The organism is Mycobacterium sp. 852002-51971_SCH5477799-a (assembly GCF_001667145.1).
In the GTDB taxonomy this organism is placed as follows: domain Bacteria; phylum Actinomycetota; class Actinomycetes; order Mycobacteriales; family Mycobacteriaceae; genus Mycobacterium.
On sequence record NZ_LZIF01000114.1, the window covers coordinates 25,252 to 44,562 of the forward strand.

The following is a 19,311-nucleotide window of genomic DNA, read 5'->3' on the forward strand; positions in this document are numbered from 1 at the left end:
AATAGGCAGGAGGAGGCGGAATAGTCATCAACGGATCTCTCTGTCGCGCAGGGCCTTCGGGTCGATCGTTTCGCGAATCAGAGTCAGCTCGTCGTCGGTCGGCAGCCGCGTCTCCTCGGCGCCGTCCAGGCCGTGGATCTCAAACGACGTGTTCTCCCGCACCTCGTCGGCCGCAACGCCGGGATGCAGCGACACCGCCCGCATCGTGCGGTCCGGCCCGCCGAAGTCGAACACACCGAGGTTCGACACCACCCGATAGGTGTTGGCGAAACGAAACGCCGGGTTGCCGGCGTCGACGTTGTCCCAGCCGATTCCGCAGACGATGTCGACTTTCTCGCAGAACACCCGCTTGGAGTGATTGCCCACCCAATAGCTGGTGGCGTGGTTGATGGCATTGCCGGGCGCACCGCGGACACCGAACATCTGGCGTTTGGGCTGCTGCAGCGGGCCAATCGCCGAGATGTTCTGATTGCCGAAGCGGTCAACCTGATTGGCGCCCATCACCACGTGGCGCCGGCCCCAGGCCAGGGTTTCGAAGACCCGGCCGAACGGCATCCAGCCCTCAATCTTGTTTGGGGCTCCGGCGCCCCCTAGGGCGGGGGTCTCGGCCAGCAGCTGCGCCTCGCCGTCGGTCAGCAGGATGTCGGGCGAAAAGGTCAACCGGGCCAGTCGGGCCCCGACCGAGGCCATGTTCGTCATCGGGCTGACCATGATTTCACCGGCGTCCCGGAACAATTCGGCGCAGGCGACCGCGCAGACCTCGGGGCGGGTGATCGCGTCGCCGCTCATGACGGGGGCTCCTCTTTGAAAGCGCGGACGGCCGCCTGGTAATCCTCTTCGCTGCCCGACAGGTAGGTCTGCACGAACTGCTGCCAACCCTCGCCCGTCGAAGCCGCTTCGGCGTAGTGCCGCTGGAATTTCTCGTCGCGGCCGTAATCCGGTGCGGCGGTGGTGAAGTGGGCGCCGCCCGGCGCTTCGACCACGCCGTCGACCATCATGCGGTTCACCAGCAGTGCCTGCGGGGGGACCGCCTTGACCAGCTCTTGGGTGGACACCAGCCGCTCTACCGACAGGAAGCGCTTCTCGGCGGCCATCAGGAACAGGTCGTCGAAATACGGGTCTATCCCGGTGTAGGCCGCATTGCCCTGCGCGTCACCGAGATTGAGGTGCGCGAACGTGGCGTCCAGGCGCAGCGCCGGCATCGCGATCAGGGTCTCGTGTCCGCCGCCGGGCGCCGGATACGGGCTCGTCACCGTCTGCAGTTCGCCCTCCCAGAAGTCGAGCACCGAGCTGCCCAGCCCGGCGCGGATCGGCAGGAACGGCAGGCGTTGTGCGGCGGCCTGCAGCCCGCAACGCAGCATGCCCTCGTCCATCTCCCGGGCCTCGATTGAGCCGTTGGCGCGGGCCTTGGCGAACCAGGGGTCGTAAAAGGGCGGGGAGTCGAGCGAAACGAATCCGTAGTAAGCCCGCTTCACCTTGCCCGCCGAGCACAGCAGGCCCAGGTCCGGCCCGCCGTAGGTGACCACGGTCAGGTCGGTGATGTCGGTGCGCAGCAGCGCACGGACGAACGCCATCGGCTTGCGCCGCGATCCCCAGCCGCCGATACCGATCGTCATGCCGCTGCGTAATTGCGCGACGGCCTCGTCAAGGGTGGTTGTCTTGTCGCTCAAAACTTCTCACCCTTCGTCGTGCCGGCGAACGCGTCGCGGTGCTCGTCGGCCACCCCGGCGAGGTTGAGCTCGAACGTAAAGCCTTGCTCCATGCGGTAACTCGAGTTGACTCGTTGCACGTCGATCAGGTTCAGCGCTTCCTTGGCCGCGCGGATGACGCGGGTGTCCTTGGCGGCGATGTCGCGCGCGACCCGCAGGGCCGCTTCGTCGAGCTCGTCGCGCGGCACCATCTCGTGCACCGAACCGAAGTGGTGCAGGGTGGCGGCGTCGACGGTGGCGGCGGTGAAGAACAGTCGCCGCATCATGTGCTGTGGAACCAGTCGCGACAGGTGCGTCGCCGCGCCGAGCGCGCCGCGTTCCACCTCCGGCAGCCCGAAGGTGGCGTCGTCGGAGGCCACGATGACGTCGGAGTTGCCGACCAGCCCGATGCCGCCACCGACGCAGAACCCGTTGACGGCGGCGACGACGGGCACCGCGCACTCGTAGACCGCGCGGAACGCGGCAAAGCAGCCGCGGTTGGCGTCGATCAGCGCGGTGAATCCCTCGGTGCGCTGCATCTCCTTGATGTCGACCCCGGCGTTGAAGCCGCGGCCTTCGGCGCGCAGGATCACCACGCGGGTGTTGAGATCTTGGCCGGCCGCGGTGATGGTGTCGGCAAGCTCGAACCAGCCCCGCGACGGGATGGCGTTGACGGGCGGGAAGTCGACGGTGACCGCGACGATGCCCGGTTCGGTGGTTGTGGATGTGATGGGCAAGGTGCCACTTCCTTGTGGGGGTAACTACCTAAGCAAGCACTTGCTTGGTACGCTAGCACAGTGACTCGCGCCGAAGCATGCCCCCCTTGTGACGCCATCAACTTGGGGCTGGCCGGGCGGGTGGTTCTCGTCACCGGCGGTGTTCGCGGGGTGGGTGCAGGCATCAGCTCCGTTTTCGCCGAGCAGGGCGCCACCGTCGTCACCTGCGCGCGACGGGCGGTCGAGGGATTGCCCTACGAATTCCACTCGTGCGACGTCCGCGACGACGATGCCGTCAAGGGCATGATCGACACCATCGTGGACCGGCACGGCCGGCTCGACATCGTCGTCAACAACGCCGGGGGATCACCCTACGTGCTGACCGCAGAGTCCAGCGCGAAGTTCAACCGCAAGATCATCGAACTCAATCTGATTGGTGCGCTGTCGGTTTCGCAGCACGCGAACGCTCACATGCAAAACCGGCAGGGCGGGTCGATCATCAATATCTGCAGCCTATCCGGCCGCCGGCCGTCGCCCGGAACGGGCGCCTATGGGGCGGCCAAGGCCGGCCTGGAAAGCCTGACGCAGACCCTGGCGGTGGAATGGGGCCCGAAGGTCCGGGTGAACGCCTGCGTGGTCGGCATGGTGGAGACCGAGCAATCCGAACTGTTCTACGGCGATGCCGACTCCATCGCCGCGATCTCGAAGAATGTGCCACTCGGCCGGCTGGCCGAGCCCGCCGATATCGGTTGGGCCACAGCATTTCTGGCCTCCGACGTAGCGTCCTACATCAGCGGGGCCTCGTTGGAGGTGCACGGCGGAGGCGAGCCGCCGCACTATCTGGCCACCACGACCGCGAGCGCGGTCAAGTAGAGGAGACAAAAGCATGGGAGTGGTTGACGGCCGCGTCGTCATCGTCACCGGAGCGGGCGGCGGTATCGGTCGCGCGCATGCGCTGGCCTTCGCCGAAGAAGGCGCGCGGGTGGTGGTCAACGACATCGGGGTGGGCCTGGACGGTTCGCCGGCCGGCGGTGGTAGCGCCGCCCAGAGCGTCGTCGACGAAATCACCGCCGCCGGTGGCGAGGCCGTCGCCGACGGCTCCAACATCGCGGATTGGGGCCAGGCGGCGAGCCTGATCCAGACCGCCGTCGAAACCTACGGCGGCCTGGACGTTTTGGTGAACAACGCCGGCATCGTGCGCGACAGGATGATGGCCAACACCAGCGAAGAGGAGTTCGACGCCGTCATCGCCGTGCACCTCAAGGGGCACTTCGCCACGATGCGCCACGCCGCGTCGTACTGGCGTGGGCTGTCCAAAGAGGGCAAACCCGTTGACGCCCGGATCATCAACACCAGCTCGGGCGCCGGCCTGCAGGGCAGCGTCGGCCAGGGCAACTACAGCGCCGCCAAGGCGGGCATCGCGGCGTTGACGTTGGTCGCCGCGGCCGAGATGGGGCGCTACGGCGTCACCGTCAACGCCATCGCGCCCTCGGCCCGCACCCGCATGACCGAGACGGTATTCGCCGAGATGATGGCGACGCAGGACCAGGATTTCGACGCGATGGCCCCGGAAAACATTTCACCGCTGGTCGTTTGGCTGGGCAGCGCCGAATCGCGGGACGTCACCGGCAAGGTGTTCGAGGTCGAGGGCGGCAAAATCCGGGTCGCCGAGGGTTGGGCGCACGGGCCGGAGATCGACAAGGGCGCGAGGTGGGATCCCGCGGAACTGGGGCGCGTCGTCGCCGACCTGCTCGCCAAGGCGCGCCGGCCGGTCCCCGTCTACGGCGCCTAGCCCGGTTCGCACACCACCAGCGGGATGACCCGGTTGGCGGTCTCTCGGTACTTGCGATACGGCGGGTACATCCGTGTCAATCGTGGCCAATACCGTTCGCGCTCAGCGTCGGTGGCGTCGCGGGCGACCAGGTCCAGGCGCTGAGCCCGGATCTGCACCCGCACGTCGGGATTCTCTTTGAGGTTCAGATACCACAGCGGATCTTGGTCGCGCCCGCCGAAGGAGGCGGGCAAGATCACCCGGTCGCCGTCGCGCAGGTACAGCGTCGCGGTGGTTCGCGGCTCGCTGGACTTGCGTCCGGTGGTGGTCAGCAGGGCAGCGGGGAATCGCAGCAGCTGAGCCCCGACCTTGCCGTCGGTCCTTCGGTATACCCAGATATGGGCGCGCGCGAAGTACTTGAGCAGCAGCGCAATCGGGCGTGAGTTGCGAATCCAGTGGCGGTCGGACATGGTGCCGAGATGATTCCCCGCCGGGACGCGAGGGAAACGTTCAGGGGTCGCAGATCACGACCGGGATGACGCGGTCGGTCCAGGCCCGGTAGTCGTCGAACGAGGGATACATGGCGTCCAACTTGGGCCAGTACTCGGCGCGCTCCGCCTCGGTGGCGTCGCGGGCCTGCAGCCGCAGCACCTCGTCCTTGATCTGCACGGAGACTTTGGGATCGGCCTTGAGGTTCAGATACCACTGCGGATGTTTGTCGCCGCCGCCCTTCGAGGCGACCAGGATGACCCGGTTCCCCTCGCGCAGGTAGAGCAGCGGGCTCACCCGCGGCTCACCGCTCTTGCGGCCCGTGGTGGTGAGCAGCGCCACCGGAGCCTTCTGGAACGTGTTGCCGAACTTGCCGTTGCTGCGCTTGTAGATCCACGTGTTGCCCTTGGCCATCCACTTGATGATGAAGTCGACCCAGGGTGAGTTCAGTGCGCGTGGCTTCGGTTTCGGCACGGGGGTTCCTTAGCGCTGGATGTATGGCTGGAAGCGAACTTTGATGTGGTGGATTTCGGCTGCCCCGCTTGAAGTTTCGGCGGGGATCACGAAGGTCTCGTTGACGCGCGCGGCCAGACGCCGCCCGCCGAACGCCGCCTTGGTCCGCACGTCGTACTCGGCGTGCACCTCATCGCCGTCGATCCGGTAGTCCGGCGGCGTCGTTTCGGCGAGCAATCGGTACTGGAGACCCCGATTGAGGCTGCGCCGCAGATGGTTTCCGGAGAACCCGTTCTTGATGCCCTGCTCGACGCGGGTACACCGGGCGGCGAATGGAACCGAGTTGCCATCATGGCTGACGAGCGCGTCGATGTAGGACTGCGCCGCGGCGACGCGGCTCTCCTTCGAGACGACCACTACGAGTTAGATGCGCTCGATGATGGTGCCGGTCGACAGGGCGCCGCCCGCGCACATGGTGATCAGGGCGGTGGTCTGGTCGGTGCGTTCGAGCTCGTGCAGTGCTGTGGTGATCAGCCGGCTGCCGGTGCTGCCCACCGGGTGACCCAGCGCGATGGCCCCGCCGTTGACGTTGACCTTGGCCATGTCCGGGTCGTGCACCCGTGCCCACGACAGCACCACCGAGGCGAACGCCTCGTTGATCTCGGTGATGTCGATGTCGCCCATCTTCATTCCGGCCTTCTCCAGCACCTTCGCCGTCGACTGCACCGGGCCGTCCAGGTGGTAGTAGGGCTCGGCACCGACCAGCGCCTGGCTGACGATGCGGGCGCGCGGCTTGAGGCCCAGGGCCTTGGCCTTGTCTTCGTCCATCCAGAGCACGGCGGCCGCGCCGTCGGAGATCTGCGATGACGTGCCCGCGGTGTGGATGCCTCCCTCGAGCACCGGCTTCAGCGCGGAGAGGCCCGACAAGGTGGTGTCGCGCAGGCCCTGGTCGCGGCCGATGGTGACGCGCTCGGACGTCGGTTGCTTGTTCTCGTCGAGCGCTGGGGCCTCGATCGGGGAGATCTCGCGATCAAAACGGCCTTCTTCCCAGGCCTGCTTGGCTTTGGTCTGGGACGCCAGGCCGAACTCGTCGATCTCCTCACGAGTGATGCCGCGCCGCTTGGCGATCCGCTCGGCCGCGGTGAACTGGTCGGGAAGGTCGATGTCCCACGACGACGGACGCAGGATGGTGCGGTCGGGACCCGCGTTCGCCCCGAGCCCGACACGGCTCATCGCCTCGATTCCGCACGCGATGCCGATGTCGATGGCGCCCGCTGCGATGAGACCGGCGACCAGGCCGTTGGCCTGCTGGCCGCTGCCGCACTGGCAGTCCACGGTCATCGCACCGACGTGCTCGGGCAGGCCCGCGACGAGCCAGCTGACGCGCGTGATGTTGTTGGACTGCTCGCCGAACTGCGTGACGCAGCCGCCGACGATCTGCTCGACGTCGCCTGCGTCGATACCGGCCTTCTCCACAAGGGCCTTCTGCGTTGCCCCCAGCAACTCGGTGGCGTGCAGGCCCGACAGCCACCCGTTCCGTTTTCCGATGGGGCTGCGAGTGGCTTCGACGATGACAGGGTTACCCATTCCGTCAGGCTAGAACACGTTTCATTACTCTGACAAGCGAGGATGGTGACCTGCCTTTTATCTGCGCAGGAGGCGTGTTTTACTGGCACTAGAACACGTTGCAATTAGTGTTGTAAAAGGAGCGCACCCTACATGGCACCCCCCAACATTCCCGCCGACTTCGACTTTCTCGACCCCGACGTCAACCTCGCCGGGCTGCCCGTCGAGGAACTCGCCCAGCTTCGCAAGGCGGAGCCGGTCCACTGGGTTGACATCCCGGATGGCGCGGGCGGGTTCGAGGACCACGGCTACTGGCTCGTCACCAAGCACGCCGACGTCAAGGAGGTGTCCAAGCGCAGCGACATCTTCTCGAGCTGGATGAACGGCGCCATTCCGACCTGGCCGCCGGAGATGAAGCGCGAGCAGGTCGAGCTGCAGCGCAGCGTCATGCTCAACATGGACGCTCCGCACCACACCCGGCTGCGCAAGATCATCTCCCGCGGGTTCACCCCACGGGCCATCGGGCGGCTGGAAGCCGAACTGGCCCAGCGTGCCCAGAACATCGCCGCGACCGCCGCGAAAGGGGGCAGCGGCGACTTCGTCGAACAGGTCTCGTGCGAGCTGCCGCTGCAGGCCATCGCCGGTCTGCTCGGCGTTCCCCAGGAGGATCGCGACAAGCTATTCCGCTGGTCCAATGAGATGACCGGTGGCACCGACCCCGAGTACGCCCACGTCGACCCCGCGCAATCGTCGCTGGAACTGATCACCTACGCCATGGCGATGGCGGCGGAGCGCAGTCAGAACCCGACCGACGACATCGTCACCACGCTGATCGAGGCCGACATCGACGGCGAGAAGCTCTCCGATGACGAGTTCGGTTTCTTCGTGGTCATGCTGGCGGTGGCGGGCAACGAGACGACCCGGAACTCGATCACCCACGGCATGATCGCGTTGGCGAACAACCCCGATCAGTGGGAGCTGTTCAAGAAGGAGCGCCCGGCGACCGCGGCCGACGAGATCATCCGGTGGGCCACTCCGGTTTCGGCCTTCCAGCGCACCGCCAACGAGGACACGGAACTGTCCGGCGTGCAGATCAAGAAGGGTCAGCGGGTGGTGATGTCGTACCGGTCGGCCAACTTCGACGAAGAGGTCTTCGAAGACCCGCACACCTTCAACATCCTGCGCGACCCGAACCCGCACGTCGGCTTCGGCGGCACCGGCGCCCACTACTGCATCGGCGCGAACCTCGCCCGCATGACGATCAACCTGATCTTCAACGCGGTCGCCGATCACATGCCGGGTCTCAAGCCGATCGGTGAGCCCGAGCGGTTGCGGTCGGGCTGGCTCAACGGCATCAAGCACTGGCAGGTCGACTACGCCGGCAATGCCGCGGTGACGTCCTGATGGACTTCGACCTCACCGCGACGCAACAGGCCGTCGCCGACGTGGTGACGTCGGTTTCCGAGCGCGAATTGAGTTGGGACGCATTGGTCAACGGAGGTGTGATGGCATTACCGGTGCCCGAACGCCTCGGCGGCGACGGCGTCGGTCTGCCCGAGGTCGCCACCGTGCTGACCGAGATCGGTCGCCACGGCGCTATCACGCCGGCCCTGGCCACGCTGGGTTTCGGCGTGCTGCCGCTGCTCGACCAGGCCTCCGACGAACAGCAGGATCGGTTCTTGGCCGGCTTGGTGAAAGGGGCCAAGGGCGCCGTGTTGACCGCCGCCCTCAACGAGCCGGGAACCGCGCTGCCGGACCGGCCGTCGACCACGTTCGCCAACGGACGCCTGTCGGGCACCAAGGTCGGCGTCGGCTATGCGGGACAAGCGGATTGGATCATCGTGACCGCCGACAGTGCGGTCGTCGTCGTGTCGCCGAAGGCCGACGGCGTCGAGGTGGTCCAAACCCCCACGTCCAACGACTCCGAGGAGTACACGGTCACCCTCGCCGACGTCGCGGTCGAAGAAGCCGACGTGCTGGCCGGCGCGACGGCTTCCCGGGTCAACCAGTTGGTGCTGGCCGCCGTCGGCGCCTACGCCGACGGGCTGGTGGCCGGGGCGCTGCGCCTGACCGCCGACTATGTGGCCAACCGCAAGCAGTTCGGCAAGCCGCTCTCGACGTTCCAGACCGTGGCGGCCCAGCTCGCCGAGGTCTACATTGCCTCGCGCACAATCGATCTCGTGGCGAAGTCGGTTGCGTGGCGGTTGTCGGAGGGCCGGGACGCCGACGATGACCTGGACGTCCTGGGCTACTGGATCACCTCGCAGGCGCCGCCGGTGATGCAGCTCTGCCATCACCTGCACGGCGGGATGGGGATGGACATCACCTATCCGATGCATCGGTACTACTCCACGATCAAGGACCTGTCCCGGCTGCTGGGCGGGCCTTCTCATCGCCTCGATCTGGTGGGAGCGCAATGTTCATAGACCTGACTCCGGAGCAGCGCCAGCTGCAAGCCGAGCTAAGGGAATACTTTTCGAACCTGATCTCGTCCGACGAGATGAAGGCGATGGAGCAGGACCGGCACAACGAGGCCTACCGCGCGGTCATCCGGCGGATGGGGCGCGACGGCAAGCTCGGCGTCGGATGGCCAAAGGAGTACGGCGGCTTGGGTTTCGGCCCCATCGAGCAGTCGATCTTCGTCAACGAGGCGCATCGGGCCGACGTGCCGCTGCCCGCGGTGACGCTGCAGACGGTCGGCCCGGTGCTGCAGCAGTTCGGCAGCGAGGAGCAGAAGAAGAAGTTCCTGCCCGCCATCCTGGCCGGCGAGGTTCACTTCGCGATCGGCTACACCGAGCCCGAGGCCGGCACCGACCTGGCCTCCCTGCGCACCACCGCGGTTCGCCAGGGCGACGAGTACATCGTCAACGGGCAGAAGATCTTCACCACCGGCGCCCACGACGCCGACTACATCTGGCTGGCCTGCCGCACCGACCCGGAAGCCGTGAAGCACAAGGGTATTTCGATCCTGATCGTCGACACGAAGGATCCCGGCTACTCCTGGACGCCGATCATCCTGTCCGACGGTGCCCACCACACCAACGCCACCTACTACAACGACGTGCGCGTGCCGGCCGACATGCTGGTCGGCGAGGAGAACGGCGGGTGGCGGCTGATCACCACCCAGCTCAACAACGAGCGCGTCATGCTCGGCCCGGCGGGCCGCACCGCCGGCATCTACGATCGGGTGCACGCCTGGGCGTCCAAGCCGGGCAGCGACGGCGTCACGCCGATCGATCACCAGGACGTCAAGCGGGCGCTCGGTGAGATCCATGCCATGTGGCGGATCAACGAGCTGCTGAACTGGCAGGTGGCCGCCGCCGGTGAGGACATCAACGTGGCCGATGCCGCATCGACGAAAGTCTTTGGTACCGAGAAGATTCAATACATCGGCCGGCTCGCCGAGGAGATCGTCGGCAAGTACGGCAACCCCGCCGATTCGGACACCGGCGACCTGCTGAGGTGGCTTGACTCGCAGACCAAGCGCAACCTCGTCATCACCTTCGGCGGCGGCGTGAACGAGGTGATGCGCGAGATGATCGCCGCGGCCGGACTCAAAGTGCCGAGGGTGCCTCGATGACCGACATCAAGGAAGCGGTTGCGGAAATCACCGCCACCGTCGTCGCCGCACCGCGCGAGGCCCGGGATCCGGTGAACCAGCCGACGATCAACAACTGGGTCGAGGCGATCGGCGACCGCAACCCGATCTACGTCGACGAGGCCGCCGCGAAGGTCGCCGGGCATCCCGGAATCGTGGCCCCGCCGGCCATGATTCAGGTGTGGACGATGTTCGGCCTGGGTGGCGAACGCCCGACCGACGACCCCATGGGCCCGATCATGCAGCTGTTCGACGAGGCCGGCTACATCGGGGTGGTCGCCACCAACTGCGAGCAGACCTACCACCGGTACCTGCGTCCGGGAGAGCAGGTCACCGTCGCCTCCGAGATGCGCGACGTGGTGGGTCCCAAGCAGACGGGGCTCGGTGAGGGCTGGTTCATCAACCAGCACATCACCTGGCGGGTCGGTGACGAGGATGTCGCCGAGATGGCCTGGCGCATACTCAAATTCAGGCCTCGCGAGGATTCCGGCCCGACCGCGTCGGTCCCGCAGGACCTGGATGCCGACGCCATGATGCGACCGGCGGTGTCACGCGACACCGCCTTCTTCTGGGAGGGCGTCAAGGCGCACGAACTGCGCATCCAGCGCCTCACCGATGGCACCCTGCAGCACCCGCCGGTGCCGGCGGTGTGGCAGGACAAAGCGGAGCCGATCGACTTCGCGGTGGCCAGCGGCCGCGGCACCGTGTTCAGCTACGTGGTCCACCACGCGCCTAAGGTGCCCGGTCGCACGCTGCCGTTCGTGATCGCACTGGTCGAACTGGAAGAGGGCGTCCGCATGCTCGGCGAGTTACGCAACGTCGATCATGCGGAGGTCAAGATCGGAATGCCGGTCCGCGCAACCTATATCGACTTCCCGGCCGGTGAATCCGGCCCGGAGTGGAGCCTCTACGCCTGGGAGCCGGTGGGAGACGAAGCATGAGCGCACCCGTTGTTGAAGTCGGCACGACCCTGCCCGAACTAAAGCTGCACGGTTCGCCCACATTCATCATCTCAACGGCCCTGGCCACCAGGGACTTTCAGGATGTGCATCACGACCGGGACCTGGCTCAGGCGAAGGGGTCCAAGGACATCTTCGTCAACATCCTCACAGACACCGGACTGGTGCAGCGCTACGTCACCGACTGGGCGGGTCCGACGGCGCTGATCAAATCGATCGGGCTGCGGCTCGGTGTGCCGTGGTACGCCTACGACACCGTCACCTTCTCCGGTGAGGTGACCGCTGTCGACGACGGTCTGATCACGCTGAAGGTGTTCGGCCGCAACAGCCTTGGCGACCACGTCATCGCCAACGTGACGCTGACGATCGGGGGCGCATGATGTTGTCGGGCAAGGCCGCGATCGTCGGTATCGGCGCCACGGACTTCTCCAAAAACTCCGGCCGCAGCGAGCTGCGGCTGGCCGCCGAGGCGGTCCTGGATGCGCTGGACGACGCCGGGCTGAGCCCGTCCGACGTCGACGGGCTGACCACCTTCACGATGGACACCAACAACGAGACCGCCGTCGCGCGTGCGGTCGGAATCGGTGACCTGAAGTTCTTCTCGCAGATCGGGTACGGCGGCGGCGCCGCGTGCGCGACCGTGCAGCAGGCGGCGATGGCCGTTGCCACCGGGGTGGCCGATGTCGTCGTCGCGTACCGGGCGTTCAACGAGCGGTCGGGCATGCGGTTCGGCCAGGTGCAGACCCGGTTGGTGGGAAACGCTGGGGTGCAGGCTGATTCGACGGCGGCGGACAATTCGTTCTCGTACCCGCACGGGCTGTCGACGCCGGCCGCGCAGGTGGCGATGATCGCTCAGCGCTACATGCATCTGTCCGGTGCGAGCAGTCGGGACTTCGGCGCGATTTCGGTGGCCGATCGCAAGCACGCGGCCAAGAACCCGAAGGCGTACTTCTACGAGAAGCCGATAACCATTGAGGATCATCAGAATTCGCGGTGGATCGCCGAGCCGCTGCGGCTGCTGGACTGCTGTCAGGAGACCGACGGAGCGGTCGCGATCGTAGTGACGTCGCCCGAGCGCGCGAAGGATCTCAAGCAGCGACCGGCGATCATCGAGGCGGCGGCGCAGGGCTCCAGCCCCGACCAGTACACCATGGTCAGCTACTACCGGACCGAGCTCGGCCTGCCCGAGATGGGGGTCGTTGGCCAGCAACTCTGGTCGCAGTCGGGCCTCCAGCCGACCGACATCCAGACCGCGGTGCTCTACGACCACTTCACCCCGTTCACGCTGATTCAGTTGGAGGAGTTGGGATTCTGCGGCAAGGGGGAGGCGAAGGACTTCATCGCCGGCGGTGCGATCGAGGTCGGGGGGCGGCTGCCCATCAACACCCACGGTGGTCAGCTCGGTGAGGCCTACATCCATGGCATGAACGGCATCGCCGAGGGAGTGCGGCAATTGCGAGGCACCTCGGTGAACCCGGTGCCCGACGTCGAGCACGTACTCGTCACCGCAGGAACCGGCGTGCCGACCTCGGGGCTGATACTCGGCTAGGGTTTCTGGGTTTCTGGCGCCGAGTCCGTCGGCTTCGCTCCTTGCGCGAATGTGCGGCGAGCCGCACATTCGCGTCTGAGTGTGCGGCGAGCCGCATACTCGGCGACTGTGGATAGCTGAACTGACGAGGTAGGCGGTCTCTGCGACGCTGCCGTTATGCGGGAGCCATTCATCGGCAGCGAAGCCATAGCTGCGGGGGTTTTGACCAAGGCCCAACTGGCTACGCGATGCCGCCGACTATTTGCCGACGTCTATGCGGACCGTCATGTCGTCGTCGATGTTGAGTTGCGGGCGAAGGCGGGGTGGCTGTGGACCCGCCGCCGAGGTGTCGTCGCGGGGTTTGCGGCAGCGGCACTGCATGGCAGCCAATGGGCCAGCGACATCCAGGTTGTGGAGTTGATTCACGATAATCCGCGGAATCCACCCGGGATTCAAACACATCGAGACCGGATCGAGGAGGACGAGATCGCGATGCTCACCGCCATGCCGGTTACTTCGCCCGCCAGGACGGCTCTGGACTTGGGCTGCTGGTACCCAACCACGACCGCCGTGGCAGCTATCGACGCGCTTGCTCGCGCTACCAATGTCAAAGCGGCCGACGTCTATCTCCTGGCACGTAGGTATGCCGGACGCCGTGGGATCACGCGGGCGCGTCAAGCTATAAACCTTTTCGATTCCGGTGCGCAATCACCGAAAGAATCCTGGCTACGTGTGGTCCTGATACAAGCTGGTTTGCCCAGGCCGCAAACACAGATCCCGGTGAACGACGAATTCGGCAGTGCCATTGCGTATTTGGACATGGGATGGGAGGACGTCAAAGTAGCGGTCGAGTATGACGGGGAGCAGCACCGCAGCGATCGACACCAGTACACGTGGGATCTCCGCAGGTCAGAAATGCTGCAGCGGCGCGGGTGGCTCGTCGTCCGCGTGGTCGCGGGCGATCGGCCGGCCGAGGTCGTCAGTCGTGTTCGTGACGCGTTGGCCCGGCGGATGTGCGGCTAGCCGCACATCCGAAACCGAGTGTGCGGCTAGCCGCACACTCGGCGCAAGGAGACTACGCAGGCAGCAGTTCGACGCCGGACAGCACGACGGCGTTGTCGCGCGAGGGTGCGACAACGCTGGCCAGGAAGCGGCCGTTGTCCTTCCAGATGCCGACCTTGAGCGTTTCGCCGGGGAACGCCACCCCGGCGAAACGCGCGCCGTAGGCCGCCACCGCGCCGGCATCACCGTCGAGCAGCGCATCCGTGATCGCCTTGCAGGTCATGCCGTACGTGCACAGCCCGTGCAGAATGGGCTGGGAAAACCCTGCGGCAGCGGCGAATTCGGGGTCGGAGTGCAGCGGGTTGCGGTCGCCGCACAGCCGGTAGAGCAGCGCCTGTTGCGGCAGAATCGGCACGTCGATCTCGAGATCGGGAGCACGGTCCGGCGCGTCGTCCGATGTCGACGCACCACGCTCGCCGCCGAATCCGCCTTCGCCCCGGGCGAAGATGGACCGGCGCTGCGTCCACAGCAGCGTGCCATCGGGCGCGGTCACCGTCGTCTCGCTCCAGATCACCGCGGCCTTGCCCTTGTCCCAGATGTCGGTGAACCGGGTGACGGCCTTGGCCGAGCCGGACGGCGGCAGCGGAGCGGGCGCCTCGACGCGCTCGCTGGCGTGCAGCACCTTGCCCAACTCGATGTCGATGCCGGGGAACTTGACCGTCGGCGGTTTCGTGACGTGGAAGGTGGCGGCCACGTTGCCGAACGTCGGCAGCACCTGCGGGGTGTCGTCGATCAGGTAGCGCAGCTCGCGGGGGTCCATCGGATCGGCGCCCGCGCCCAGCCCGAGGTGATAGAGCTGAACATCGCTACTGGCCCAAGAGAATTCGATGGGATCCAACTCAGCATTCAGCGCGACTTCTACGTCGATTGGCACTTCAGCACTCCTCCGCGATGTGCAACGCCGCCAAGTAACCGAACGTCATGGCCGGGCCGATGGTGCCTCCCGGACCGGGGTAGGTGTGGCCCATCACCGGCGCGCTGACATTACCTGCGGCGTAAAGACCTTCGATGACACTGCCGTCGTCGCGCAGCGCCCGGCCGTGGACATCCGTGCGGATGCCGCCCTTGGTGCCCAGGTCGCCGGGCACCATCTTGGCGGCGTAGTACGGCCCGTGGCTGATCTCGCCGAGGTTGGGGTTCGGCTTGTTGGTCGGGTCGCCGTAGTACCTGTCGTAGGCGCTCTCGCCGCGCTGGTAGTCCTCGTCGACACCGGAGCGGGCGAAACCGTTGAAACGTTCGACGGTCGCGGTGAATTCACTCACCGGAAGACCGGCCTTCTGCGCCAGCTCCGCCAGGGTGTCGGCCTGGACGATGACCCCGGACTCCAGCCACTTGCGCGGAATGCGTTGTCCGGGCTGCAAACCCGCGAAGATGTAGCGGTCCCGGTACTGCTGGTCGAACACCAGCCACGCGGGAATGTTCTCGCCCGGACCGGGTCCCTGACCGTATTGGCCGCCATACATGTGATGGCAGGCTTCGACGTAGGGCATCGATTCGTTCATAAACCGCTTGCCCGACATGTTGACGATGATCGACCCCGGCGAGTTGCGCTCGGACAACGCGAACCAGGGCGCCCCCACCAGCGGGACGGTCGGCCCCCACCACGCGTCCTCCATGATGTCCAACGCGGCGCCGAGCTTTTCGCCCGCCAAGATTCCGTCGCCGGTGTTGGCCACCGCGCCGACGGTCCACTCGGTGGTGATCGGTGCGCGCTGATATTTCACCCGCATCTGCTCGTTGTGCTCGAACCCACCCGACGCCAGGATCACACCGCGCCGAGCCCGGATGAGTTGGGGCTCATTGGATTCGGCATCGCCGGCGCCGCGCGCGTAGACGCCGCGCACGACACCGTCTTCGACGTAGAGGTCGGTGAGCGCGGTGTTGAGCACCACCGGCACCCCGGCCCGCTGCAATCCGATGCGCAGCGGCCCGATCAACGCCCGGCCCATGCCGACGAGGTTCTTGCCGGTCGCCTTGGCCCACATGGTGCGCGCCCCGACCTTCAGGCTGCGCAGCACGCCGCGCGGGTGCCGTTTGAGTTGGTTCAGCCGCACGTAATCCTGTTGCATCACCACGACGTTCAGCGGGACCTTGCCGTACGCCGGCTCCAGGCCGGATTCGTCGGCGCCGAGCTTGCGGGCGTTGAACGGCTTCGGCTCGATCGATCGGCCCTCGGCGCGGCCGCCCGGCGACTCGGGGTAGTAGTCGGAGTACCGCGGCACCCAGCACATCTTCAGCGGGGTGTTCTTGAGGACGAACGACAGCATCTCGGGTCCGCGCTCGAGGTAGGTGTCGATGCGTTCGGGTTCGACGACGTCGCCGACGATCCCGTGTAGATAAGTGCGGGCGGCCTCGGCGGTATCGCGGACGCCGTCACGCTTGAGCACTTCGTTATTTGGGATCCAAACGCCGCCGCCCGAGCGCGCGGTGGAGCCGCCGAAGTGAGGGGCCTTCTCGATGACTATGGTGGAAAGACCCCGGTGAGCGGCGGTAAGGGCGGCCACCATGCCGGCTCCGCCGCTTCCGACCACGACGACGTCGTACTCCTGCGCTGACATGTAGAACACGTTATAGAATTGCCCGGGGCGGCCGCTACTGGCCCGGTCGACCGTACGAGGAGACGTGGAAGATGCTCAGTGTTGCCGAGCGCGACGAGCTGGCCGCCGACCTGGCGCAAGCCGAGCGGAGCGGCGAGCCGATCACCCCGCTGACGGCCGCCTATCCGGACATCGACGTGGTCGACGCCTATGAAATTCAGCTGATCAACATCCGTCAGCGGGTCGCCGAGGGCGCCCGCGTGCTTGGGCACAAGGTCGGTCTGTCCAGCAAGGCGATGCAGCAGATGATGGGCGTCGACGAGCCGGACTACGGCCATCTGCTCGACGAGATGCAGTTGTTCGAGGACACCCCGGTCAAGACGAACCGCTACCTGTACCCACGGGTGGAGGTCGAGGTCGGGTTCATCCTGTCCGCAGACCTGCCGGGCGCCGGGTGCACCGAGGACGACGTGCTGGCCGCCACCGAAGCCCTGGTGCCGTCGATCGAGTTGATCGACACGCGGATCACCGACTGGAAGATCGGCCTGTGCGACACCATCGCCGACAACGCCTCGTCGGCGGGTTACGTGCTGGGTCAGGCCCGCGTGTCGCCCGCCGGCCTTGACGTCACAACGATCGACGCGGTGCTGACCCGCAACGGCGAGGTGATCGCCGAGGGTCGCAGCGACGCCGTGTTGGGAAATCCGGTGACAGCCGTGGCGTGGCTGGCGCGCAAGGTGGAGAGCTTCGGCGTCCGGTTGCGCAAGGGTGATGTGGTGCTGCCCGGGTCGTGCACCCGGGCGATCGACGTACACCCGGGTGACGACTTCGTCGCCGATTTCGCGGACCTCGGTTCAGTCCGCTTGTCGTTCGAATAGGCTCAATTAAATCGTCTAACTTAAATCTCAAAGCTCGAGGAGCATCATGCCGACTAAGGCGACTGTGGCCATTGTCGGGTCGGGGAACATCAGCACTGACCTGCTCTACAAGCTGCTGCGATCGGACTGGCTGGAACCCCGCTGGATGGTCGGTATCGACCCGGAGAGCGAGGGCTTGGCCCGGGCCCGCAAGCTGGGTTTGGAGACCACCCACGAGGGTGTGGACTGGTTGTTGGCGCAGCCGGAGAAGCCCGACCTGGTGTTCGAGGCGACCAGCGCCTACGTGCACCGCGACGCCGCCCCCAAGTACGAGGCGGCCGGGATCCGCGCCATCGATCTGACGCCCGCCGCGGTGGGCCCCGCGGTGATCCCGCCGGCCAATCTGCGCCAGCACCTGGACGCACCGAACGTCAACATGATCACCTGCGGCGGGCAGGCGACCATCCCGATCGTCTACGCCGTGTCGCGTGCCGTCGCCGACACCGGCGGGGTGCCCTACGCCGAGATCGTCGCCTCGGTCGCCTCACTGTCGGCCGGTCCCGGCACCCGCGCCAACATCGACGAATTCACCAAGACCACCAGCAGGGGCGTGGAGACCATCGGCGGCGCCCGGCGCGGCAAGGCGATCATCATCCTGAACCCGGCCGATCCGCCGATGATCATGCGCGACACCATCTTCTGCGCCATCCCGGAGGATGCCGACCGAGACGCCATCGCCAAGTCGATTCAAGACGTGGTGGCCGAGGTGCAGACCTACGTGCCGGGTTACCGGCTGCTCAACGAGCCTCAATTCGACGACCCGTCGATCAACTCCGGCGGCCAGGCGCTGGTCACCACGTTCGTCGAAGTGGAGGGTGCGGGCGACTATCTGCCGCCTTACGCTGGAAATCTCGACATCATGACCGCCGCGGCCACGAAGGTCGGCGAGGAGATCGCCAAGGAGTCCTTGAGCGCGACGGCCGGAGGAGCGCAATCATGAGCACCCGCGAGATTTTCTTCAACCCGATCTGGGACGTCCGGATGACCGACACGTCGCTGCGCGACGGCTCCCACCACAAGCGTCACCAGTTCACCACCGACGAGGTCGGCGCCATCGTGGCCGCCCTGGATACCGCGGGAGTTCCGGTCATCGAGGTCACGCACGGCGACGGCCTGGGCGGCTCGAGCTTCAACTACGGGTTCTCCAAGACCCCCGAGCAGGAGCTGATCAAGCTCGCCGCCCAGACCGCCAAAGAGGCCAAGATCGCCTTCTTGATGCTGCCCGGTGTGGGCACCAAGGAAGACATCAAAGAGGCCCAGAACAACGGCGGCTCGATCTGCCGGATCGCCACGCACTGCACCGAGGCCGACGTGTCGATCCAGCACTTCGGCCTGGCCCGCGAGCTCGGCCTGGAAACCGTCGGGTTCCTGATGATGAGCCACACCATTGCGCCCGAGAAGCTGGCCGCCCAGGCACGCATCATGGCCGACGCCGGCTGCCAGTGCGTCTACGTGGTCGATTCGGCCGGCGCGCTGGTCCTCGAGGGCGTGCGGGACCGGGTCGCGGCGCTGGTCGCCGAGCTCGGCGATGACGCCCAGGTCGGTTTCCACGGACACGAAAACCTGGGCCTGGGGGTGGCCAATAGCGTGGAGGCCGTCCGGGCCGGCGCCAAACAGATCGACGGCTCCTGCCGCCGGTTCGGCGCCGGGGCCGGCAACGCGCCCGTCGAGGCGCTGATCGGGGTGTTCGACAAGATCGGCGTCAAGACCGGGATCGACTTCTTCGACATCGCCGACGCCGCCGAAGAGGTGGTCGCCCCGGCGATGCCGGCCGAGTGCCTGCTCGACCGCAACGCCCTGATCATGGGGTACTCCGGGGTGTACTCGAGCTTCCTCAAGCACGCCATCCGCCAGTCCGAGCGCTACGGTGTGCCGGCCCACCAGCTGCTGCACCGCGCCGGCCAGCGCAAACTCATCGGTGGCCAGGAGGACCAGCTCATCGACATCGCGCTCGAGATCAAGCGCGAGCAAGGGGCACCTCCCGCTCGCGGGGGAGAGAGCGGCGCCGCGGCCCCCCGCTGATCCGC

21 protein-coding genes are annotated in these 19,311 nt (G+C 66.5%); 12 read left to right on the forward strand and 9 right to left on the reverse strand.

What is annotated here, in order from left to right:
- Positions 1–27: 27 nt before the first annotated feature.
- Genes ipdB through echA20 form a run of 3 tightly spaced genes read right to left on the reverse strand, consistent with a single transcriptional unit; the run spans position 28 to position 2,425 of the window.
- Complete coding sequence (ipdB, locus tag A5753_RS18810) at positions 28–789, reverse strand: cholesterol ring-cleaving hydrolase subunit IpdB (protein ID WP_067131493.1); 762 nt, start codon at positions 787–789, stop codon at positions 28–30.
- A complete protein-coding gene (gene ipdA, locus A5753_RS18815; RefSeq protein WP_067131496.1) occupies positions 786–1,670 on the reverse strand; it encodes a cholesterol ring-cleaving hydrolase subunit IpdA in 885 nt (294 codons plus the stop codon). Before ipdA ends, ipdB begins: the two co-directional genes overlap by 4 nt.
- On the reverse strand, positions 1,667–2,425 hold the full coding sequence (gene echA20 / locus A5753_RS18820) for a (7aS)-7a-methyl-1,5-dioxo-2,3,5,6,7,7a-hexahydro-1H-indene-carboxyl-CoA hydrolase (RefSeq protein WP_067131499.1): 759 nt from the start codon (positions 2,423–2,425) through the stop codon (positions 1,667–1,669). The genes ipdA and echA20 overlap by 4 nt, the downstream gene beginning before the upstream one ends.
- Positions 2,426–2,485: 60 nt before the next feature.
- Between echA20 and A5753_RS18825 the strand changes: the two genes are divergently transcribed.
- Both A5753_RS18825 and A5753_RS18830 read left to right on the forward strand, forming a co-directional pair.
- On the forward strand, positions 2,486–3,277 hold the full coding sequence (locus A5753_RS18825) for an SDR family oxidoreductase (RefSeq protein ID WP_369829339.1): 792 nt from the start codon (positions 2,486–2,488) through the stop codon (positions 3,275–3,277).
- A gap of 13 nt (positions 3,278–3,290) precedes the next feature.
- Positions 3,291–4,196, forward strand: a complete 906-nt coding sequence (locus A5753_RS18830; RefSeq protein WP_067131502.1) for an SDR family oxidoreductase — start codon at positions 3,291–3,293, stop codon at positions 4,194–4,196.
- On the opposite strand, the gene A5753_RS18835 is transcribed toward A5753_RS18830, so the two are convergent.
- The 4 genes from A5753_RS18835 to A5753_RS18850 are packed head-to-tail and all read right to left on the reverse strand — an operon-like array spanning position 4,193 to position 6,704.
- Positions 4,193–4,645, reverse strand: coding sequence for a nitroreductase family deazaflavin-dependent oxidoreductase (locus A5753_RS18835; protein ID WP_067131506.1), 453 nt, complete (start codon positions 4,643–4,645; stop codon positions 4,193–4,195). The genes A5753_RS18830 and A5753_RS18835 overlap by 4 nt on opposite strands.
- Before the next feature lie 40 nt (positions 4,646–4,685).
- Positions 4,686–5,138 carry a nitroreductase family deazaflavin-dependent oxidoreductase gene (locus tag A5753_RS18840; RefSeq protein WP_067131509.1) on the reverse strand — a complete coding sequence of 151 codons (453 nt, stop codon included), beginning with the start codon at positions 5,136–5,138 and terminating at the stop codon, positions 4,686–4,688.
- Positions 5,139–5,147: 9 nt separating this feature from the next.
- Positions 5,148–5,534 (reverse strand): hypothetical protein, encoded by a 387-nt coding sequence (locus A5753_RS18845; RefSeq protein ID WP_067131512.1) that lies wholly within the window; start codon positions 5,532–5,534, stop codon positions 5,148–5,150.
- Positions 5,535–5,540: 6 nt separating this feature from the next.
- On the reverse strand, positions 5,541–6,704 hold the full coding sequence (locus A5753_RS18850; protein WP_067131515.1) for a steroid 3-ketoacyl-CoA thiolase: 1,164 nt from the start codon (positions 6,702–6,704) through the stop codon (positions 5,541–5,543).
- A 132-nt stretch (positions 6,705–6,836) separates the two neighbouring features.
- Here A5753_RS18850 and A5753_RS18855 point away from each other — a divergent pair, with 132 nt between their 5' ends.
- The 7 genes from A5753_RS18855 to A5753_RS18885 all read left to right on the forward strand — a co-directional run bounded on the left by A5753_RS18855 (position 6,837) and on the right by A5753_RS18885 (position 13,791).
- Complete coding sequence (locus A5753_RS18855; protein WP_067131518.1) at positions 6,837–8,087, forward strand: cytochrome P450; 1,251 nt, start codon at positions 6,837–6,839, stop codon at positions 8,085–8,087.
- Positions 8,087–9,109: an acyl-CoA dehydrogenase family protein gene (locus tag A5753_RS18860; protein WP_067131521.1), complete on the forward strand. Its 1,023-nt coding sequence runs from the start codon at positions 8,087–8,089 to the stop codon at positions 9,107–9,109. Before A5753_RS18855 ends, A5753_RS18860 begins: the two co-directional genes overlap by 1 nt.
- Positions 9,100–10,263, forward strand: a complete 1,164-nt coding sequence (gene fadE29 / locus A5753_RS18865; RefSeq protein ID WP_067131524.1) for an acyl-CoA dehydrogenase FadE29 — start codon at positions 9,100–9,102, stop codon at positions 10,261–10,263. Before A5753_RS18860 ends, fadE29 begins: the two co-directional genes overlap by 10 nt.
- A complete protein-coding gene (locus A5753_RS18870) occupies positions 10,260–11,222 on the forward strand; it encodes a bifunctional MaoC family dehydratase N-terminal/OB-fold nucleic acid binding domain-containing protein (protein WP_067131527.1) in 963 nt (320 codons plus the stop codon). Before fadE29 ends, A5753_RS18870 begins: the two co-directional genes overlap by 4 nt.
- The gene (locus A5753_RS18875) at positions 11,219–11,620 is read left to right on the forward strand and encodes a MaoC family dehydratase (protein WP_067131531.1); all 402 of its coding nucleotides are present in this window, start codon (positions 11,219–11,221) and stop codon (positions 11,618–11,620) included. The genes A5753_RS18870 and A5753_RS18875 overlap by 4 nt, the downstream gene beginning before the upstream one ends.
- On the forward strand, positions 11,620–12,789 hold the full coding sequence (locus tag A5753_RS18880) for a lipid-transfer protein (RefSeq protein WP_067131604.1): 1,170 nt from the start codon (positions 11,620–11,622) through the stop codon (positions 12,787–12,789). The genes A5753_RS18875 and A5753_RS18880 overlap by 1 nt, the downstream gene beginning before the upstream one ends.
- 156 nt (positions 12,790–12,945) lie before the next feature.
- Positions 12,946–13,791, forward strand: a complete 846-nt coding sequence (locus A5753_RS18885) for an endonuclease domain-containing protein (protein ID WP_067131535.1) — start codon at positions 12,946–12,948, stop codon at positions 13,789–13,791.
- A gap of 52 nt (positions 13,792–13,843) precedes the next feature.
- On the opposite strand, the gene A5753_RS18890 is transcribed toward A5753_RS18885, so the two are convergent.
- The gene (locus tag A5753_RS18890) at positions 13,844–14,704 is read right to left on the reverse strand and encodes a MaoC family dehydratase (RefSeq protein WP_067131538.1); all 861 of its coding nucleotides are present in this window, start codon (positions 14,702–14,704) and stop codon (positions 13,844–13,846) included.
- A 1-nt stretch (position 14,705) separates the two neighbouring features.
- Entirely contained in the window at positions 14,706–16,388 is a 1,683-nt protein-coding gene (gene kstD, locus A5753_RS18895) for a 3-oxosteroid 1-dehydrogenase (RefSeq protein WP_067131607.1), read from the reverse strand.
- 71 nt (positions 16,389–16,459) lie between these two features.
- Between kstD and A5753_RS18900 the strand changes: the two genes are divergently transcribed.
- The 3 genes from A5753_RS18900 to dmpG are packed head-to-tail and all read left to right on the forward strand — an operon-like array spanning position 16,460 to position 19,306.
- Positions 16,460–17,245, forward strand: a complete 786-nt coding sequence (locus A5753_RS18900) for a 2-keto-4-pentenoate hydratase (RefSeq protein ID WP_067131542.1) — start codon at positions 16,460–16,462, stop codon at positions 17,243–17,245.
- Positions 17,246–17,291: 46 nt separating this feature from the next.
- Positions 17,292–18,224, forward strand: coding sequence for an acetaldehyde dehydrogenase (acetylating) (locus A5753_RS18905; RefSeq protein WP_067131546.1), 933 nt, complete (start codon positions 17,292–17,294; stop codon positions 18,222–18,224).
- Complete coding sequence (dmpG, locus tag A5753_RS18910; RefSeq protein ID WP_067131548.1) at positions 18,221–19,306, forward strand: 4-hydroxy-2-oxovalerate aldolase; 1,086 nt, start codon at positions 18,221–18,223, stop codon at positions 19,304–19,306. Before A5753_RS18905 ends, dmpG begins: the two co-directional genes overlap by 4 nt.
- Positions 19,307–19,311: the final 5 nt, after the last annotated feature.

What these genes read in the sequence shown, in the direction of transcription:
- A5753_RS18880 (WP_067131604.1), top strand. Translation starts at nt 11,620, where the DNA reads ATGTTGTCGGGCAAGGCCGCGATCGTCGGTATCGGCGCCACGGACTTC.
- A5753_RS18905 (WP_067131546.1), top strand. Translation starts at nt 17,292, where the DNA reads ATGCCGACTAAGGCGACTGTGGCCATTGTCGGGTCGGGGAACATCAGC.
- kstD (WP_067131607.1), bottom strand. Translation starts at nt 16,388, where the DNA reads ATGTCAGCGCAGGAGTACGACGTCGTCGTGGTCGGAAGCGGCGGAGCC.
- dmpG (WP_067131548.1), top strand. Translation starts at nt 18,221, where the DNA reads ATGAGCACCCGCGAGATTTTCTTCAACCCGATCTGGGACGTCCGGATG.
- ipdB (WP_067131493.1), bottom strand. Translation starts at nt 789, where the DNA reads ATGAGCGGCGACGCGATCACCCGCCCCGAGGTCTGCGCGGTCGCCTGC.
- A5753_RS18850 (WP_067131515.1), bottom strand. Translation starts at nt 6,704, where the DNA reads ATGGGTAACCCTGTCATCGTCGAAGCCACTCGCAGCCCCATCGGAAAA.
- A5753_RS18830 (WP_067131502.1), top strand. Translation starts at nt 3,291, where the DNA reads ATGGGAGTGGTTGACGGCCGCGTCGTCATCGTCACCGGAGCGGGCGGC.
- A5753_RS18870 (WP_067131527.1), top strand. Translation starts at nt 10,260, where the DNA reads ATGACCGACATCAAGGAAGCGGTTGCGGAAATCACCGCCACCGTCGTC.
- A5753_RS18835 (WP_067131506.1), bottom strand. Translation starts at nt 4,645, where the DNA reads ATGTCCGACCGCCACTGGATTCGCAACTCACGCCCGATTGCGCTGCTG.
- A5753_RS18860 (WP_067131521.1), top strand. Translation starts at nt 8,087, where the DNA reads ATGGACTTCGACCTCACCGCGACGCAACAGGCCGTCGCCGACGTGGTG.
- A5753_RS18885 (WP_067131535.1), top strand. Translation starts at nt 12,946, where the DNA reads ATGCGGGAGCCATTCATCGGCAGCGAAGCCATAGCTGCGGGGGTTTTG.
- A5753_RS18900 (WP_067131542.1), top strand. Translation starts at nt 16,460, where the DNA reads ATGCTCAGTGTTGCCGAGCGCGACGAGCTGGCCGCCGACCTGGCGCAA.
- A5753_RS18855 (WP_067131518.1), top strand. Translation starts at nt 6,837, where the DNA reads ATGGCACCCCCCAACATTCCCGCCGACTTCGACTTTCTCGACCCCGAC.
- fadE29 (WP_067131524.1), top strand. Translation starts at nt 9,100, where the DNA reads ATGTTCATAGACCTGACTCCGGAGCAGCGCCAGCTGCAAGCCGAGCTA.
- A5753_RS18875 (WP_067131531.1), top strand. Translation starts at nt 11,219, where the DNA reads ATGAGCGCACCCGTTGTTGAAGTCGGCACGACCCTGCCCGAACTAAAG.